13 protein-coding genes are annotated in these 17,855 nt (G+C 54.5%); 5 read left to right on the top strand and 8 right to left on the bottom strand.

What is annotated here, in order from left to right:
- Window positions 1–5 precede the first annotated feature (5 nt).
- The gene (hemN, locus tag ACYP03_RS18260) at window positions 6–1,379 is read left to right on the top strand and encodes an oxygen-independent coproporphyrinogen III oxidase (RefSeq protein ID WP_459781482.1); all 1,374 of its coding nucleotides are present in this window, start codon (window positions 6–8) and stop codon (window positions 1,377–1,379) included.
- 112 nt (window positions 1,380–1,491) lie between these two features.
- Here hemN and add read toward each other — a convergent pair whose 3' ends face one another.
- The 4 genes from add to glnA form a co-directional block, all read right to left on the bottom strand.
- On the bottom strand, window positions 1,492–2,493 hold the full coding sequence (gene add / locus ACYP03_RS18255) for an adenosine deaminase (RefSeq protein ID WP_459781479.1): 1,002 nt from the start codon (window positions 2,491–2,493) through the stop codon (window positions 1,492–1,494).
- A 164-nt stretch (window positions 2,494–2,657) separates the two neighbouring features.
- Window positions 2,658–4,073, bottom strand: coding sequence for a nitrogen regulation protein NR(I) (gene glnG / locus ACYP03_RS18250; protein WP_330961646.1), 1,416 nt, complete (start codon window positions 4,071–4,073; stop codon window positions 2,658–2,660).
- A 74-nt stretch (window positions 4,074–4,147) separates the two neighbouring features.
- The gene (gene glnL / locus ACYP03_RS18245) at window positions 4,148–5,212 is read right to left on the bottom strand and encodes a nitrogen regulation protein NR(II) (RefSeq protein WP_248144666.1); all 1,065 of its coding nucleotides are present in this window, start codon (window positions 5,210–5,212) and stop codon (window positions 4,148–4,150) included.
- 417 nt (window positions 5,213–5,629) lie between these two features.
- The gene (gene glnA, locus ACYP03_RS18240; protein ID WP_459781476.1) at window positions 5,630–7,039 is read right to left on the bottom strand and encodes a glutamate--ammonia ligase; all 1,410 of its coding nucleotides are present in this window, start codon (window positions 7,037–7,039) and stop codon (window positions 5,630–5,632) included.
- A gap of 560 nt (window positions 7,040–7,599) precedes the next feature.
- Here glnA and typA point away from each other — a divergent pair.
- A complete protein-coding gene (typA, locus tag ACYP03_RS18235; RefSeq protein WP_248144668.1) occupies window positions 7,600–9,429 on the top strand; it encodes a translational GTPase TypA in 1,830 nt (609 codons plus the stop codon).
- A gap of 96 nt (window positions 9,430–9,525) precedes the next feature.
- Here typA and ACYP03_RS18230 read toward each other — a convergent pair whose 3' ends face one another.
- Window positions 9,526–10,170, bottom strand: a complete 645-nt coding sequence (locus tag ACYP03_RS18230) for a DUF2959 domain-containing protein (RefSeq protein WP_330961648.1) — start codon at window positions 10,168–10,170, stop codon at window positions 9,526–9,528.
- Between the two features lie 200 nt (window positions 10,171–10,370).
- On the opposite strand from ACYP03_RS18230, the gene ACYP03_RS18225 reads away from it, so the two are divergent.
- The 3 genes from ACYP03_RS18225 to ACYP03_RS18215 all read left to right on the top strand — a co-directional run bounded on the left by ACYP03_RS18225 (window position 10,371) and on the right by ACYP03_RS18215 (window position 12,798).
- Window positions 10,371–11,318, top strand: coding sequence for a virulence factor BrkB family protein (locus tag ACYP03_RS18225; RefSeq protein ID WP_248144700.1), 948 nt, complete (start codon window positions 10,371–10,373; stop codon window positions 11,316–11,318).
- A gap of 19 nt (window positions 11,319–11,337) precedes the next feature.
- Window positions 11,338–11,775 (top strand): D-aminoacyl-tRNA deacylase, encoded by a 438-nt coding sequence (gene dtd, locus ACYP03_RS18220; protein ID WP_248144670.1) that lies wholly within the window; start codon window positions 11,338–11,340, stop codon window positions 11,773–11,775.
- Between the two features lie 99 nt (window positions 11,776–11,874).
- Window positions 11,875–12,798 (top strand): bifunctional GNAT family N-acetyltransferase/hotdog fold thioesterase, encoded by a 924-nt coding sequence (locus ACYP03_RS18215; RefSeq protein WP_459781473.1) that lies wholly within the window; start codon window positions 11,875–11,877, stop codon window positions 12,796–12,798.
- Here the strand turns inward: ACYP03_RS18215 and ACYP03_RS18210 are convergent.
- The 3 genes from ACYP03_RS18210 to hslO form a co-directional block, all read right to left on the bottom strand.
- Complete coding sequence (locus ACYP03_RS18210) at window positions 12,750–14,855, bottom strand: AsmA family protein (protein ID WP_459781471.1); 2,106 nt, start codon at window positions 14,853–14,855, stop codon at window positions 12,750–12,752. The two genes, ACYP03_RS18215 and ACYP03_RS18210, sit on opposite strands and share 49 nt — an antisense overlap.
- 166 nt (window positions 14,856–15,021) lie before the next feature.
- Window positions 15,022–16,656, bottom strand: coding sequence for a phosphoenolpyruvate carboxykinase (ATP) (pckA, locus tag ACYP03_RS18205; protein WP_330961651.1), 1,635 nt, complete (start codon window positions 16,654–16,656; stop codon window positions 15,022–15,024).
- Between the two features lie 310 nt (window positions 16,657–16,966).
- The gene (hslO, locus tag ACYP03_RS18200) at window positions 16,967–17,845 is read right to left on the bottom strand and encodes an Hsp33 family molecular chaperone HslO (protein ID WP_330961652.1); all 879 of its coding nucleotides are present in this window, start codon (window positions 17,843–17,845) and stop codon (window positions 16,967–16,969) included.
- Window positions 17,846–17,855 lie beyond the last annotated feature (10 nt).

Below are 17,855 nucleotides of genomic sequence, written 5' to 3'. Positions count from 1 at the left end.
GCAGCATGACACAGCCAGCCATGATTTGGGATCAGGCCCTGATTGAAAAGTACAATTATTCCGGTCCGCGCTATACCTCTTATCCGACCGCACTCGAGTTCCAGCCTGACTTCACCGTTGCCGATTTTGAAGCGGCCTGTCAGCGCTATCCCGATCGGCGTTTATCGCTTTACGTCCATATTCCGTTCTGCCACACCCTCTGTTATTACTGCGGTTGTAATAAAGTCATTACCCGTCATGCTCATAAAGCGGATATTTATCTGGCGGCACTGGCGCTGGAAATTCGTCAGCGAGCGGCGCTGTTACAAGGCCGGGAGGTGAGTCAGCTTCATCTCGGCGGCGGAACCCCGACGTTTCTGACGGCTGCGCAGATCACCCGCCTGATGACGATGCTCCGCGAGTCGTTCAACATTCTGCCTGATGCGGAAATCAGTATTGAAGTGGACCCGCGCCGCTTGGAACTGACCATGCTGGATCATCTGCGCGCAGAAGGGTTTAACCGTCTCAGTATCGGGGTGCAGGATTTTGATAAAGAAGTTCAGCAACTGGTCAACCGGGAGCAGGACAAGGATTTCATTGAAGCGCTGGTGCTCCGTGCCCGTGCGCTGGGATTCCGCTCAACCAACCTGGATCTGATTTACGGATTGCCCAAGCAAAATAACGAACGATTTGTCAAAACCCTGGAACAGGTGCTGGCGATGCAGCCGGGCCGGCTGTCGGTGTTTAACTATGCCCACATGCCGTCGCTGTTCGCGGCGCAGCGTAAGATTAAAGATGCGGATTTACCGGCGCCTGCCGAAAAGCTGGCGATGCTGCACAGCACGATTACCACCCTGACGGGGGCCGGTTATCAGTTTATCGGGATGGATCATTTCGCTTTGCCGGATGATGAACTGGCCGTTGCACAGCGCGAAGGCAAGCTGCACCGTAATTTTCAGGGGTACACGACGCAGGGCGACTGCGATCTGCTCGGATTGGGTGTGTCGGCGATTTCCATGATGGGGGACAGTTATGCCCAGAATCAGAAAGAGCTGAAAGCGTATTATGCCGAGATTGAGACCCAGCAGCATGCTTTGTGGAAAGGCGTAAACCTCAATGCGGATGACCTGCTGCGTCGGGAAGTGATTAAAACTCTGATTTGTCAGTTCGAACTCTCAATAACCGACATCGAGCAGTGCTACGGGATCTGCTTTGCAGACTACTTTGCGGAAGATTTGGCGCTGTTGAAGACCTTCATTGAGGATGGTCTGGTCACGGTGACGCCGGACCGGATTCAGGTCGCGCCGAAAGGCCGGTTACTGATCCGCAATATTTGCATGTGTTTTGATGTGTATCTGCGTCAGCGTGCCCGTCAGCAGCAGTTTTCCCGGGTGATTTAAGTCTCGTTCCCGCTGAGTGCTTTATATATAAAAGAACGCCCCGGACTGGATGCCAGCCGGGGCGTTTTTCATGATGAAGCTATGGGTTTATGGTGAAGCGACGGGTTTGAGATTAACGATTTGCGGCCATCTCACGCAGCGCTTTTTTCTCGCTGTCAGACAGGAACGCCAGTTCCAGACCGTTGATCTGCGCCTGACGGATTTGATCCTGAGTCAGACCGGCCTGTGGTGCCGCGACTTCGTACTCGTAAGGCAGCTCGATGCCTTCCACAGCCGGGTCGTCGGTGTTCAGACAGGCTAGGATACCGTGATCCAGGAATTGCTTGATCGGGTGTGCGGTCAGGCTGGCGACGGTGCTGGTCTGGATGTTTGAGGTCAGACAGGACTCGATGCCGATCTTGTGCTCGGCCAGATAGTCCATCAGCTTGGCATCTTCGACCGCTTTCACACCGTGGCCAATCCGGACGGCGCCCAGCTCCTGAATGGCTTGCCACATGCTCTCAGGACCTGCGGCTTCACCAGCGTGAACCGTCACCTGAAGACCTGCATCGCGTACTTGCTTGAAGTGACCGACAAACTGATTGCCTGGCTGGCCCAGCTCATCACCGGCCAGATCGACTGCCACCAGATGGTCTTTCTGGGTCAGCAGCGCATCCAGTTCCTGCTGACAGGCTTGGATACCAAAGGTACGGCTCATAATGCCGATCAGATTGGCTTTGATGCCAAAGTCGCGGCAGCCGGCTTTGACGCCGTCAACAACAGCTTCGACCACACCCGCTACCGGCAGATTGTGCTTCATTGCCATGTAGTAAGGCGAGAAACGCAGCTCTGCGTAATCGATCTGTGCGTTCAGTGCGTCTTCAACGTTCTCATACGCAACACGGCGGCAGGCTTCCAGATCGCCCAGTACCGCCACTCCCCAGTCCAGTTTGGACAGGAAAGCAACCAGACTCGGCTCGGCTTCAACGATCTGAACGTGCGGACGCAGTGATTCAAGGTCATTGGCAGGCAGGGTCATGCCAAACTGCTGGCCCAGCTCAAGGATGGTCTGAATACGGATGTTTCCGTCAAGGTGACGGTGCAAATCAGTCAATGGCAGGTGTTTGTGAATCATGATGATGGTATCCCGGAAAAACTGTAGCCTCAGTATAAGCAAAGAACGGAAGACAATCATTACCGGGCTGGGGGAGGATCCGGCCCGATCCGTCAGATCGGGCGAATGTTTACTTCAGGTGTTGAGAAAATCACCAGTATTTCAGGAGCAATCTCTGAACAAGATCAATCGTTGGCCATGTTCAGCTCTTTCAGTTTCCGGGTCAGGGTATTGCGTCCCCAGCCGAGCAGTTTGGCGGCTTCCTGTTTGTGACCATGGGTAAACTCCAGTGCGGTATCGAGCAGAATGCGCTCAAATTCCGGCATGGCTTCGCCCAGCAGATTCTGATTGCCCTGCTGCAGCGCCTGACGGGCCCAGGTTTGCAGTGACTGGTGCCAGTGCGGCTCGCTACCGTCGCCTGCGGGCTGGCTTTCTACTGTCGTCAGCTCCGGCGGCAGATCAGAAGGCAGGATCTCATTCCCGCTGGCCATGACCGTCAGCCAGCGACAGGTATTTTCCAGCTGACGGACATTGCCCGGCCAGGACAGGCTGGTGAGCAGGGTTTCGGTATCCGGATGCAGGGTTTTGATTTCCACACCCAGTTCGTCTGATGCCCGTTGCAGGAAATGCCGGGTGAGCTGCGGGATATCCTGACGGCGGTCTTTCAGTGCCGGCAGATGAACCCGAATGACATTCAAACGGTGGAACAGATCTTCCCGGAAATCGCCCTTGGCGACCAGACGCTCCAGATTCTGGTGTGTTGCGGCGATGATGCGGACATCCACGTTGATGGGCGAGTGGCCCCCAACCCGGTAAAACTGACCGTCGGCCAGAACCCGCAGCAGCCGGGTCTGAATATCCAGCGGCATATCGCCGATTTCGTCCAGAAACAGGGTGCCGCCGTTGGCCTGTTCAAAACGGCCCTGACGGATATTGTTGGCACCGGTGAAAGCGCCTTTTTCATGGCCGAACAGTTCGGATTCGATCAGATCTTTGGGGATGGCAGCCATGTTGAGCGCGATAAATTCGTTTTCCCGCCGTGGGCTGTGGCGGTGCAGCGCCTGAGCAACCAGCTCTTTACCTGTACCGGATTCGCCATTGATCAGCACGGAAATCGAGGAACGGGACAGGCGGCCGATCGCCCGGAATACTTCCTGCATCGCCGGGGCTTCACCGATGATTTCCGGTGCCCGTTTGGTGATTTCTTCCGGCTGCTGTTGGCGTTTCTGCTCCTGACTGTGCGTGACTGCGCGTTCAACCAGACTGACGGCTTCATCAATATCAAAAGGCTTGGGCAGGTATTCAAACGCCCCTTCCTGATAGGCGTTGACGGCAGCATCCAGATCAGAATGTGCGGTCATGATGATGACCGGCAGGGTCGGATAGTCGGTATGCAGGTTGCGCAGCAGCGTCAGACCGTCGGTGCCCGGCATCCGGATATCGGAAACCAGCACATCCGGGACGCTGCGTTCGAGTGCCTCCACGACGCTGTCGGCATCGGCGAAGGTTTCACAGCGCAGTCCGGCTGCATTCAGGGTCCGTTCCAGTACCCAGCGTATCGAGCTGTCATCATCGACAACCCAGATTAGTCCTTTGCTCATTGCGTGCCTCCGTTGTGTCCTTTGTTAGCGTGCCGGGTCTAAAGGCTGAGGTGCGCCTGCGCCCGGCTGCTTTGTTATTCTGTCGTTTGTATCGGTAAATAAATGGAAAATTTGGTCTGTCCGGGCCAGCTTGAGACTTCAATCTTGCCGTGATGCTGGTCTATCAGGTTCTGGGCGATGGACAGCCCCAGCCCATTCCCGCCTTCGCGCCCGGTGACCATGGGATAAAACAGGGTGTCCTGAATATCTGCCGGAATGCCGGGACCGTTATCAATGATGTCAATTTTGGCCGCAATCCGGTGGCGCTGGCCGTGAATCATCGCCTGATGGGCCGTCCGGGTCTGCAGGATGATGATGCCTTCGCCCGGTTGCTGGCTCAGCGCCTGCGCCGCGTTGCTGACGATGTTGAGAATCGCCTGCTCCAGCTGCTCCGGATCCATACTGAAATCCGGCAGGCTGGGGTCGTAGTCGCGCTGGATCTGCAACTGTTGCGCTCGGTGGTCCAGCGACACCAGCTGGCGGACTTTCTCCAGCACCACATGAATATTGCCGACCGTGCGCACGCCCGGTTTTTGCGGCCCCAGCAGCCTGTCGACCAGGTTCCGCAACCGGTCGGCCTGCTCAATAATCATCTGGGTGTACTCGGTGTAACTGGGATCGGGCAGGGTCTTCTCCAGCAGCTGTGCCGCGCCGCGCAACCCGCCGAGCGGGTTTTTGATCTCGTGCGCCAGCCCGCGAACCAGCTCCTTGGCCGCCTGCTGCTGAGCATGCTGACTGATTTCCTGACTGATCCGCCGTTGCTGGTCAACCGGCTTGAGTTCAAGCAGGATCAGCACTTCTTTCTGCCAGCTGACCGGGGTGGCGTTAATTTCCAGTGTGTGGTGACGACCGTCGATCACCAGGGTGACTTCACCATCAGTCAGCCCCTGGCCGCTCTGAACCGTGGCCTGGATCAGGCTTAAGTCCAGCGAACTGTGCTGGAGCAAGTCCGGAAACCGGCTGCCCAGCAGGCGCCGCTGGCTGCAGGACATCAGCTGTTCAGCAGCCGGATTGACATAGCGGATCTTCAAAGGCTCATCGAGCAGAATCACCGCAGTGACCAGATTGTTCAGGATCAATGGTGTAAAAGCGGCAGTCACAGTTTCATCCTTGTGTTGGTGATCCGTGCTGCCCATGCTGGCGCAAACCGGATCGGTGCATTGCACTGTTTTGGTGCATTACAGTGTAGCTCGTCTCTCCGCGCTTGTGCAGCACAATGTCGGTGAGCCCGGTTGTTTTCCGGGCCGACGCCTCTGAACTGGTTTAGCCAGCACTACGCAGCGCACGGGAGATGGTGACTCGAATAGATAATGCAATAAGCTTGCCGTATTTTGACTGCAGTCCGGATGCAAGGAAGATGGTCTGGCGGGAGGGCTCGGACAGGTTGCGCCAGTTCCGGGCAACAACGGATGAAGGCCGCAGAAATGCACCATCAGGGCGCACCGGGGCCGATGAACAGACAGAAAAAAGGCCTGCAATTGCAGGCCTTGGTCAGCATTTGAAGTTGCTGCTCTGATTTATACAGAGTAGTACAGGTCGAATTCCAGCGGGTGCGTCGCCATGTTAATGCGCTCAACATCTTTGGATTTCAGTGCGATGTAAGAATCGATGAAATCGTCAGAGAATACGCCACCGGCAGTCAGGAACTCACGGTCCTCATTCAGCGCTTTCAGTGCGATTTCCAGTGACTCTGCAACTTTTGGAATCTCTGCCGCTTCTTCTGCAGGCAGGTCGTACAGGTCTTTATCCATCGCTTCGCCTGGGTGGATCTTGTTCTTGATGCCGTCAAGACCAGCCATCAGCAGACATGCAAACGCCAGGTATGGGTTAGCTGCCGGATCCGGGAAGCGCGCTTCGATACGACGTGCTTTCGGGCTTGGAACCACTGGGATACGGATGGACGCAGAACGGTTACGAGCTGAGTAAGCCAGCATAACCGGTGCTTCGAATCCAGGAACCAGACGCTTGTAAGAGTTGGTTGACGGGTTTGCAAAGGCGTTGATGGCACGCGCATGCTTGATGATACCGCCGATGTAGTACAGTGCAGTTTCAGACAGACCGCCGTACTTGTCGCCTGCAAACAGGTTCTGGCCGTCTTTCGCCAGAGACTGGTGAACGTGCATACCTGAACCGTTGTCACCAACCAGTGGCTTCGGCATGAAGGTCGCAGTTTTGCCAAACGCGTGCGCGACGTTGTGCACGACATATTTGTAGATCTGAATTTCGTCTGCTTTTGAAGTCAGGGTGTTGAAACGGGTTGCGATTTCGTTCTGACCCGCAGTTGCAACTTCGTGGTGGTGCGCTTCAACAACCAGGCCCATTTCTTCCATGATCAGACACATGGCAGAACGGATGTCCTGAGATGAGTCAACCGGTGCAACCGGGAAGTAACCGCCTTTCACGCCAGGACGGTGACCTTTGTTACCGCCTTCAACGGTCGAACCTGTGTTCCATGCCGCTTCGATGTCGTCGATCTTGAAGAAAGAACCGGACATGTCGGTCGCGAATTTCACATCGTCAAACAGGAAAAATTCCGGCTCCGGGCCCACCAGGACGGTATCTGCGATGCCAGTGCTGCGCATGTATTCTTCAGCACGTTTCGCGATAGAACGCGGGTCACGGTCGTAGCCTTGCATGGTTGCAGGCTCCAGGATGTCACAGCGGATGTTCAGTGTGGCATCTTCGGTGAATGGATCCAGTACCGCGGTTGATGCGTCCGGCATCATCACCATGTCAGATTCGTTGATGCCCTTCCAGCCAGCGACCGAAGAACCATCAAACATTTTACCGTCTTCAAAGAAGTCAGCGTCGATCTGATGAGCGGGGATAGAGATGTGTTGCTCTTTACCTTTGGTATCGGTAAAGCGTAGGTCAACAAATTTAACTTCGTTTTCCTGGATCAACGCGAGTACGTTTTCTACTGACATCTTAAGTAACCTCCGGTGTTAGATTTGGGCAACTGGCCGCAAAAAAATATTTGGAAGGGAACAGTCATGTGCTCCGATACCAAGAACTTTGCGAAATCCATGCCAACTTTTTAAAGCCCCAAAATTGCCATCAATAACGCCCTGTTATGGCGCTCAGTACAGAAAAACTTGGGCTTCCATGCACTGATATGGTGAAAGCGCGCACCATGATGGTGCATTGGGTCACTTTCCGACTTGGCTGGCCTGACATGCAAGCCGATCCAAGAGTCAGGCTATATTTAGTTCACATTGGTTAATTGTCAATCACCAACACTACTGATTGCATTCTCTATAAATAGCCAGAGAAAAGAAGATTATCATGCAATTGGTTTAATTTGCTGTTTTTAATGATATTTTTAAGTTTAATCCTCATTGTGATGTCGGGCCGGTTCGGCTGCGATGATATAAATCACATAATTGCTGGGTTTTGACGTAAAATCTGGTAGATTATGAGCCGTTTTTTTAATCAGTGGCTGCCTCGTGAAACAGGTGGTCGCAACATCTGAGTGAATGCCAAATCCATGTCTAATCCACAGATCGATAAATTACGTAATATCGCAATCATTGCGCACGTAGACCACGGTAAAACCACCCTGGTAGATAAACTGCTGCAGCAATCAGGTACTTTGGACTCCCGTGGCGGCGTTGAAGAACGCGTGATGGACTCCAACGATATCGAAAAAGAGCGTGGCATTACCATTCTGGCGAAGAACACCGCCATCAACTGGAATGATTACCGCATCAATATCGTGGACACCCCGGGACACGCCGACTTCGGTGGCGAAGTAGAGCGTATTATGTCGATGGTGGATTCCGTACTGCTGATCGTTGATGCCGTGGATGGCCCGATGCCACAGACCCGTTTCGTAACGCAGAAAGCGTTTGCGCACGGTCTGAAGCCAATCGTGGTTATCAACAAAATTGACCGTCCGGGTGCGCGTCCTGACTGGGTGATGGATCAGGTCTTTGATCTGTTTGACAACCTGGGTGCGACCGACGAACAGTTGGACTTCCAGGTGGTTTATGCGTCAGCGCTGAACGGCTGGGCTTCTCGTGAAGAAGGCGAGACAGGCGAGAACATGGAACCGCTGTTCCAGGCAATCGTTGACAACGTAGCTCCGCCATCAGTTGACGTAGACGGCCCACTGCAGATGCAAATCTCTCAGCTGGACTACAGCTCTTACGTCGGCGTCATCGGTGTAGCCCGTGTGACCCGTGGTTCTGTGAAACCAAACCAGCAAGTGACCATTATTGGTGCAGACGGCAAAACCCGTAACGGTAAAGTCGGTACTGTCATGGGTTACCTGGGTCTGGAGCGTCACGACATCGAGCGTGCGACTGCCGGTGACATCATCGCGATCACCGGTCTGGGTGAGCTGAAAATCTCTGACACCATCTGTGACGTCAACGCTGTTGAAGCGCTGCCGGCCCTGAGTGTCGATGAGCCAACTGTGACCATGACCTTCCAGGTGAACACCTCTCCGTTTGCCGGTAAAGAAGGTAAGTTCGTGACCTCTCGTAACATTCTGGAGCGTCTGCAGAAAGAGCTGGTCCATAACGTTGCTCTGCGTGTCGAAGAAACTGAAGATCCGGACAAATTCCGCGTATCAGGTCGTGGTGAACTGCACCTGTCGATTCTGATCGAAAACATGCGTCGTGAAGGCTTCGAGCTGGCGGTATCTCGTCCTGAAGTTATCATCAAAGAAGAAAACGGCCAGCTGATGGAACCGTTTGAGACCGTGACCATTGATGTGATGGAAGAGCATCAGGGCGGTATCATGGAGAAAATCGGCCTGCGTAAAGGTGAGCTGAAAGACATGGCACCGGATGGTAAAGGCCGTGTTCGTATGGACTTCGTCATGCCGTCACGTGGTCTGATCGGTTTCCAGACTGAGTTCATGACGCTGACTTCTGGTTCTGGCCTGATTTACCATACGTTCGATCATTACGGTCCGCACAAAGGCGGCGAGATTGGTCAGCGTATCAACGGCGTGCTGATTGCAAACGCCGCGGGTAAAGCACTGACGAATGCCCTGTTCAACCTGCAGGAGCGTGGTCGTCTGTTCATCGGTCACGGTGTGGAAGTTTACGAAGGGATGGTGATCGGTATTCACAGCCGTGACAATGACCTGACGGTGAACGCCCTGAAAGGCAAGCAGCTGACGAACGTCCGTGCATCCGGTACCGATGATGCGCAGGTGCTGACTACGCCAATTAAGTACACCCTGGAACAGGCACTGGAATTCATCGATGACGATGAGCTGGTGGAAGTGACGCCTGAAAGCATCCGTATCCGTAAGAAACTGCTGACGGAAACTGATCGTAAGCGTGCAAGCCGCGGTGCGAAGTAAGATTTGATGTGGTGCGCCAGTGAATATGGCGCACATGAAAAAAATCCCCCGTCCGGTCTGTCCGGCGGGGGATTTTTTTATCGGTTGTGACCGGGATTAACTGTTGTGATTCAACTGGGCGACAAAGCGTTCCGACTCACTGATTGCTGTTCGCATATCGTTGATGGCGCGCTGAATATCCCGTTCCAGTGAACGGAATTCGCCCTGCAGGGAGCCGATGGCCGCTGCGTTCAGGTTATGTTTCAGGTACAGGCTGTTGTCACGCAGTGTATTGAGGACCGGCTTCATTTTTGCTTCCGCCCGATGCATGGCTGCCAGCATTTTCTGGTAGGACGTCCGGGTTGCTTTCAGTTTTTTCTCGCTGTCACGGCGCAGGGTCGCGCTGGAATACAGGCTCAGCTCTTCCTGCCACTCTTCAAACAGGGCATCGGCGACATCTTCGATTGCAGCAATCCGGTCACTGACTTTGTCAGCTGCATCGGCGCTGGCTTCGTACTGAGCGTTCACGCGTTCATAAGTGGCTTCCAGTTCTCCGCCATTGAAGTTGGTGAGTGACTGCAAAGCTTCCAGAGCTGAAGTAAACTGCTCCTGAGCATCCTGTTGTGCTTCGGTGGCGTCTTCCACCCGGTCGACCATGATGTCGCGTTTATGTACACCCACGGATTCCATGGCTGAATAATAGGCGCTCTGACAGCCGGACAACAGGGTCAGACTCAGCAGCAGAACAAAAGCATATCGCATTGGGGGGCTCCTGACTGGCGACAGGGTTAGTTGTGATTCTTTCCCGGACGCACTATGTTGTTGATATACCCAAACAACCTGACGGCGGCATTGGTGCCTCCGGCTATTTTTCGACGCAAGATGCTGATTTAGAAAAGGGTTGTTTGATTCAATGAACGAATGAAAGCAAAGATTCAATCAATATGCCAGATAAAAAAATCATGCGACGCCCGGGTTTGCGCCAGACGCTCACAGTCCTGTGGCATTTTGTGCAGTATTTGCACCGCCGTATCGGCCACGATCGCCTGACGGTCATTGCCGGATCCATGGCCTATGTGACCTTGTTGTCACTGGTGCCACTGATCACTGTGGTGCTGTCGGCACTGTCGAGCTTTCCCGTGTTTGCTCCGCTGGGCGAGCAATTACAGGGCTTTGTGTTTGAAAATTTCGTCCCCACTGCCGGGGATGTGGTGCGCAACTATTTGAACCAGTTTGTAGCCAACGCCGGGAAGATGACGGCGGTGGGGATCGGCGCCCTTTTTGTAGTCGCCATTTTGCTGATCTCTGCCATCGATAAGTCGCTGAACTTCATCTTTCGGGTTCGCCAGCACCGCCGCATGGTGATTTCGTTTTCGATTTACTGGATGGTCCTGACGCTGGGCCCGATTCTGGTCGGTTCCAGTCTGGCAATCAGCTCATATCTGGGCTCTTTGAATATCATGGGGAGTGAAACCGCCAGCGGGCTGTTGCGACAGCTGCTGCGCGGACTGCCGGTGTTGATGTCAACGCTGGCGTTTCTGGGACTTTATCTGCTGGTGCCTAACACCAAAGTCCGATTGCGCAATGCCCTGATTGGTGCTCTGATCGCGAGTGCCTTGTTCGAGCTGAGTAAAAAGGGCTTTGCCCTTTATATCACCAATTTTCCGTCCTATCAGGTGATCTATGGCGCACTGGCCGTGGTGCCGATTCTGTTCGTTTGGGTGTACCTGTGCTGGTGCATTGTGTTGCTGGGCGCCGAAATTACCGCCAGCCTCTGCGAAGAGCAGCACTGGATGAAGCGGGGGCACGCAACACCATTGCCGCAGGGGGGGGAGGAGAAAAGTGCGCCTCATTTGACGTCAGTAGACAAAGGGCCGGACAAAACCGACAATTCCTCCTCTGAACTTTGAAAGCTGTAGGGGAAACAGAATGATTGCGCTTATACAACGGGTCAGCGAAGCCAGTGTGACGGTCGATGGGATGGTGACCGGGGCTATTGGTCAGGGGCTGCTGGTATTACTCGGTGTCGAAAAAGGGGATGATGAAGCCAAGGCCCGTCGTCTGCGTGATAAGGTACTGGGCTATAGGGTGTTTGAAGATGAAGCCGGCAAAATGAACCTGAATGTGCAACAGGCCGGCGGCAGCGTGCTGGTGGTGTCGCAGTTTACCCTTGCGGCGGATACCAACAGCGGGATGCGTCCGAGTTTCTCAGCCGGGGCGAATCCGGCAGATGCAGAGCGCTTATATGAATATTTTGTTCAGGCCTGCCAGGAGAAAGAGATCCGCACCGAAACCGGGCGTTTTGCGGCCGATATGAAGGTCGCACTTCTGAATGATGGTCCTGTCACTTTCTGGTTACAGTGCTAGCCTGCACAAATGCGCTCGGTTTGTGAGTCAGCCGCGATGCACTCAGAACCACATCGGGTGTACCGCGCAAATGGATTTGAATGACTGGAGAAAGATGGAATGTTTCGACTGATCACCCCGCAATCTGACGCGGAACTTGATCGCTATTTCGATTTTCGCTGGCAGATGCTGCGACAGCCCTGGCACATGCCTGTCGGCTCAGAGCGCGATGCATATGACGCCCTCAGCTTCCATCGCATGATTGTCGATGATGACGGCCAGCCGGTGGCGATTGGCCGGCTGTATATGACCCCGGAGAACGACGGCCAGATCCGCTATATGGCCGTCCACCCCAATTACCGTAATAAAGGGATGGGGGGATTACTGTTGATGGCACTGGAGTCACTGGCCCGGCAGGAAGGTGCCAAACGTCTGGTCTGTAATGCCCGTGAGGAAGCGATTCGCTTTTATCAGATGAACGGCTTTGCCAATCAGGGAGAGCTGAGCGAAGAGCGTGGGCCGGTCCGTCATCAGCAGATGCTGAAATATCTCGACCCGCTGACCGAGGTGGTACGTCATCCGGACTGGTGTCAGGAGCTGCAGGATGTCTGGCAGTCACAGATCCCGATCAGTGACAAGATGGGCGTGAAGATCAGCCAGTACACCGGGTATCGTTTCGAGGTCAGTGCTCTGCTGAATGCCAATCTCAACCCGAGGGCGACCATGTTCGCCGGCAGTATCTTTACCATGGCGACACTGGCAGGCTGGGGTTTTCTCTGGATGCTGCTGAGAGAACGTCAGCTCAAGGCCGACATCATGCTGGTCGACAGCCGGATCCGCTATTCAGCCCCGGTAAAATCCAGACCGCGTGCGGTGACCGGAGTCGAAACCCTGACCGGCGATCTGGACCGCATCGCCAACGGCCGCAAAGGCCGTATGGTGGTCGAAGTCCAGGTGTTCAGCGATGAAACTCTGGCCGCGATCTTTACCGGGACCTATATGCTTTTCCGCTCACAGGATGACGACACGCGGGTCTCCTGCTGATGACTGTGCCAGCGTTTGGTGAGCTGCTGACAGCCATCGCTGGCCTGTAATTCAACGGCACTGTCTGCCGGTGCAGCCAGATCCCAAGCGCCCTGCAATTCAGCATGCAGCTGCGGTCCCTGCAATGCCAGGGGCTGGAGACTGATCCGGCCGCGATCGGCTTGTATCATCAGCGGACTCAGGGTTACGGGCATCAGCGGTTCGGTGTTGTCTGTACCGGGCTGAAAGCCTGCCGGTTTATCACCGGCTTGCCAGCGCGCCATCAAAGTGCTTTCTTGCTGGGTCAGCGACAGCTGACGGAATTTGGCTTCCAGCTGACCATGGAGGCTGTAGGCCAATCCGCGCTGGAACTGTCCCAGACCGCTGGCTTGCGTCTGAATATCCATGGCGCCGTGCAGCGGGAGCGGCAGGCCCAGCCATTGGCTGAGCATCTGCGGCGGCAGACTGTCACCGGAGAGCTTGAGCTGCCACGGCCAGCCAGCTTCGCCGAGCTGTATCTCACCTTTACCCTCCAGCAAACCCGCTTCAATCGGCAGTGTCAGTCGGGTCAGTTGCCAGTGGCCAGCCTGACTGCTCATGGTCAGCAAGGGATCCCGGATTGTGATCTGGCGGATATTGGTAAAACCGGCACCTGCCGCAAACTCGCCCTGCCAGAGGCCGGGCTGCCCTTCATTCAAGAGCACCATACCCGTCCCCTCCAGGTTGATATCGCTGAACTGAAAGGGCAGCGGTGCATATGTTCCGGTGATCTGGCTGTAGCCGACGGACAACTGATCGACGGTCAGTTCATTCAGCTGATGCCACCAGGTATCGACCTGCTGTTGCAGCGGATTCTGCGGTTCCGCATGCCCCATGAGCCAGGCCTGAATGGCCTCTGGCATGATCCAGCGAATCCCTTTCAGTTCCAGCTGGTGCAGCAGCAGGGCATCCGGTGTCAGTGTCGCCTCGGTTCGCAGGTAACCTTCCAGTAAACGGGCGGAGAACCCCTTGAGGCTGATTTGTCCCGGCGTGAGGTGTAACTCGGTTAACGGATTTTCCAGCAGTAGATCGTGCCAGCGCAGGGTTTCAGCCCCCAGTGACAGCCGGGCGTCTTTTTGTTGCCAGATTTCTCCCGGCCACTGCCAGTTCTCCAGCGCCAGACTGGCGTGATTGATGCTGTAATGATTGTGCTCCAGACTGCCGTCGAGGATATCCAGCCGGCGTATTTCAACGCTGAGAGCCGTCTGGCGGGCTTCTGTGGCCAGACTCATCAGGGGCTCAAGCGGAAAATGTTCGTCAACCTGCAGTCCGCTGGCCGTCAGCTGGTGGACAATCAGGTGGTGTGTGTCGGTGTCGAATTCAGCCTGGCCGTTGAAATCTGCGTTCTGCCAGTGGAAAGACAGACCGTAGAAAGTCCAGCCTTTTGGAGAGTGCTCGCCATCGAGCAGCAACTTGTCCAGAGTCTGCTGCTGCCAGAGCATCTGGTCTGCGGTCAGTTGAAAATCGCCGCTGAAGTCTCCCCAGGGTGACTGACTGTTACGCCAGTTATCTAACTGCAGCCGGGCATTTTCCAGACGGAGTTCGGGCAGGTTCAGGTTCAGGTTCGTCAGGGCCAGACGCTGCGTGTTGATGGTGCCGCTTTCCAGCTGCAAATCCGGGAGGTTATCCACGGTGAGTCCCTGGATTAGCAGGCTGTCAAAATGCCAGCCTTTGCTGAACAGTGTTTTCGGGGACAACCAGAGGTCAATTCGTTCGGCCGTTTGTTCTGAATGACCCTGTTGTTGCCAGCGGGGCTGGATCAGTCGCAGGTGACGGGGGTTGTCTTGCAGGGAATACTGCACATCTGTGACCCGGAAATTCGTGTCACTCAGATGATGGATCAGAGTATTGACCAGAAAAGCGCTGTGACGGGTATGCAGCAGTATGATTGCAATGCTCACTGTCATCAGCAGCAGAATGATCAGGCTAGCCAGAATTTTTGCGATAAAACGCATGCCGAACTCCATATCAGCCGCCCAACCACGTTTAGGCCGCTGCCGGGCAATCGGGCGGTGATGAAATTCCTGAGAAAACTGCATGGTAAGGTCGGTATCAAAAGAGTGACGGAAATGCGACATCTTGGCAAGGAATGCGGCTGGTTTTTGCTGGTTATTTAGCTTTTCATGAAGAAGTTCAGCTGAGTGTGTGATTGCTTCAGAGACAAAAAAGCCCTGCTGTGCAGGGCTTGTTCAGTTTGATGGTTTATCAGTCGAGCTGAGGGCCGGCAGCAACCAGGGCAGCACCCTGTTCGTTGTCGGTGTACTTCTCGAAGTTGTTGATGAAACGCTGTGCCAGATCGTGGGCTTTTACTTCCCACTCGGCCGCGTTGGCATAAGTATCGCGCGGATCCAGAATGTCCGGGTTGACGCCCGGCAGGGCTGTCGGCACGGTCAGGTTGAAAATTGGTACCTGCTTGGTGTCGGCAGCTTCAATGGAACCGTCCAGAATTGCGTCAATGATGGCGCGGGTATCCTGGATAGAAATACGTTTCCCGGTGCCGTTCCAGCCCGTGTTGACCAGATAAGCTTCTGCGCCGGCTGCTTCCATGCGCTTGACCAGCACTTCCGCGTACTGCGTCGGGTGCAGGCTCAGGAAGGCATTACCGAAGCAGGCAGAGAAGGTTGGTGTTGGTTCGGTAATACCACGCTCTGTACCGGCCAGTTTGGCTGTGAAGCCGGACAGGAAGTGATATTTGGTCTGCTCAGGTGTCAGTTTGGACACCGGTGGCAGAACACCGAAAGCATCAGCAGAGAGGAAGATCACTTTGTTAGCATGACCGCCGCGGGAGACGGGCTTCACGATGTTCTCGATGTGGTACAGCGGGTAGGAGACGCGGGTGTTTTCAGTTTTGGAGCCGTCATCAAAGTCAATCGTGCCGTCCGGGCGGACCGTCACGTTTTCCAGCAGGGCGTCGCGACGGATGGCGTTGAAGATATCCGGCTCTGCCTCTCTGGACAGCTTGATGGTTTTGGCGTAGCAGCCCCCTTCGAAGTTGAACACGCCGTTGTCGTCCCAGCCGTGTTCGTCATCCCCGATCAGCTTACGTTTCGGATCAGTCGACAGAGTGGTTTTCCCGGTTCCGGATAATCCGAAGAAGACAGCAACATCTCCGTTCTCTCCCTGGTTGGCAGAGCAGTGCATGGAGGCGATGCCCTGAAGCGGCAGGAAGTAGTTCATCATGGAGAACATACCTTTCTTCATCTCGCCGCCGTACCAAGTGCCGCCGATCAGCTGTACACGCTCAGTCAGGTTGAACACGGTGAAGTTTTCCGAGTTCATGCCGTGCTGTTGCCATTGGTCATTGGTGCACTTCGCGCCGTTCATTACAACGAAGTCAGGCTTGAAGGTCGCCAGCTCTGCTTCACTCGGGCGGATAAACATGTTTTTCACGAAGTGGGCCTGCCAGGCAACTTCGGTGATCACACGAATGCACAGGCGGGTGTCCGGGTTGGCACCACAGTAACCATCGACGACAAACAAACGTTTGCCTGACAATTGGTTGGCAACCAGTGTTTTCAGATCCTGCCAGACTTCCTGGGTCATCGGTTTGTTATCGTTATTGCCTTGATCTGACCACCACAGGGTGTCGCGGGTGGTGTCATCTTTAACAATGTATTTGTCCTTCGGGGAGCGGCCGGTGAAGATACCGGTATCGACTGCAACAGCGCCCAGTTCAGTCACTACGCCTTTTTCATAGCCTTCCAGTTCAGGCTTGGTTTCTTCAGCAAAAAGGACTTCGTAGCTCGGATTACGAAGGACTTCTTTCACGTTTTGGATGCCGTACTGGCTTAAATCCAGTGTTTGGCTAACCTTTTGTTCCTCGGCGTGCACGACTGTCATCGGTGGCTCCTTGGGGGTAAGAGGGGTTATTGGCTGTCTTTTTTTACCCTGAAGTCAGGGAGGTAACTTTTATAGTAACCACATACAAAATGTGGAGATTGGCTAGTGTTTTTATCTGTACCTAGACTAATTTTACCCTCTCAGGCAAGGGTTGTACCAGCGGTAAGCGATTAATATTACTTGCCAATTAAGGCGGGTGAAGTTGTATTTCCATTTCAGAAAACAGCAGGAAAGTGTGCCGGAGTTAAAAAAAAAGCCAGCACGGTGCTGGCTTTTGTAATTTAATTTCAGTGTTAATAATTTCTGAAAATTAATGAAGCTGTGAATCGTCGCCTTCAGAACCGGTTTCGAACAGGCTGGCTACGTCAATACTGTCAAAGTCATAGCTGGTACCGCAGTAATCACAGTGCAGAGACAACTTGCCCTCTTCCTGCAAAATACGTTCAATCTCGGCACGATCCAGAAGTTTGATGGCGCCTGCGCTGCGTTCACGGGAGCAGCCGCAGTGGAAAGCGACCGGTTGCGGTTCAAACAGCTTCACTTTCTCCTGATGGTACAGGCGGAACAGTACATCTTCAGCTGCTAGTCCGAACAGTTCATCATTTTTCACCGTTTCGGTCAGCTGCTCCAGATGTTCGAAATCGCCGGCATCGCCTTTACCGTCCGGCAGGATTTGCAGCAACATTCCCGCGGCTTTTTTCTGGCCTTCCAGCTCGCCGGTACGCAGCCAGATTCGGGTCGCGAGCTGCTCTGAATTGGCAAAATAGCTTTCCAGACAAGCTGCCAGGTTGTCGCCTTCCAAGCCAACAACGCCCTGGTAACGCTCACCCTGATCCGGCGTAATGGTGATCACCATGTGGCCTTTGCCCATCAGGTCGTGAATATTGCCGTTGGCAGGGATGTTGCCATCCCAGCGGGCTACACCGCGCATCTGCTGGTTGTGATCACCGTTAATCACCGCCAGTTTCACCGGACCGTCACCCTGGAGCTGCACAGTAACGGAGCCTTCGAATTTCAGGGTTGCCGTCAGCAGGCTGGTGGCAACCAGCAGCTCGCCCAGTAAGGTCTGCAGCGGCGCCGGGTAGTCTTTACTATTAATAATATGCTGATAAGTGTCGTTCAGTTGTACGAGTTCACCGCGCACAGAGACATCGTCGAACAGGTAACGGTAGAGATTATCGCTGGTCATGATTTGGTTT

The organism is Photobacterium sp. R1, assembly GCF_054600795.1.
This window is presented reverse-complemented; position numbering and strand designations above follow the sequence as displayed.

Bases quoted from the DNA above. Each gene is read 5' to 3' on its own strand.
- hemN (WP_459781482.1), top strand. From the start codon at position 6: ATGACACAGCCAGCCATGATTTGGGATCAGGCCCTGATTGAAAAGTAC.
- add (WP_459781479.1), bottom strand. From the start codon at position 2,493: ATGATTCACAAACACCTGCCATTGACTGATTTGCACCGTCACCTTGAC.
- glnG (WP_330961646.1), bottom strand. From the start codon at position 4,073: ATGAGCAAAGGACTAATCTGGGTTGTCGATGATGACAGCTCGATACGC.
- glnA (WP_459781476.1), bottom strand. From the start codon at position 7,039: ATGTCAGTAGAAAACGTACTCGCGTTGATCCAGGAAAACGAAGTTAAA.
- typA (WP_248144668.1), top strand. From the start codon at position 7,600: ATGTCTAATCCACAGATCGATAAATTACGTAATATCGCAATCATTGCG.
- ACYP03_RS18230 (WP_330961648.1), bottom strand. From the start codon at position 10,170: ATGCGATATGCTTTTGTTCTGCTGCTGAGTCTGACCCTGTTGTCCGGC.
- ACYP03_RS18225 (WP_248144700.1), top strand. From the start codon at position 10,371: ATGCGACGCCCGGGTTTGCGCCAGACGCTCACAGTCCTGTGGCATTTT.
- dtd (WP_248144670.1), top strand. From the start codon at position 11,338: ATGATTGCGCTTATACAACGGGTCAGCGAAGCCAGTGTGACGGTCGAT.
- ACYP03_RS18215 (WP_459781473.1), top strand. From the start codon at position 11,875: ATGTTTCGACTGATCACCCCGCAATCTGACGCGGAACTTGATCGCTAT.
- ACYP03_RS18210 (WP_459781471.1), bottom strand. From the start codon at position 14,855: ATGCAGTTTTCTCAGGAATTTCATCACCGCCCGATTGCCCGGCAGCGG.
- pckA (WP_330961651.1), bottom strand. From the start codon at position 16,656: ATGACAGTCGTGCACGCCGAGGAACAAAAGGTTAGCCAAACACTGGAT.
- hslO (WP_330961652.1), bottom strand. From the start codon at position 17,845: ATGACCAGCGATAATCTCTACCGTTACCTGTTCGACGATGTCTCTGTG.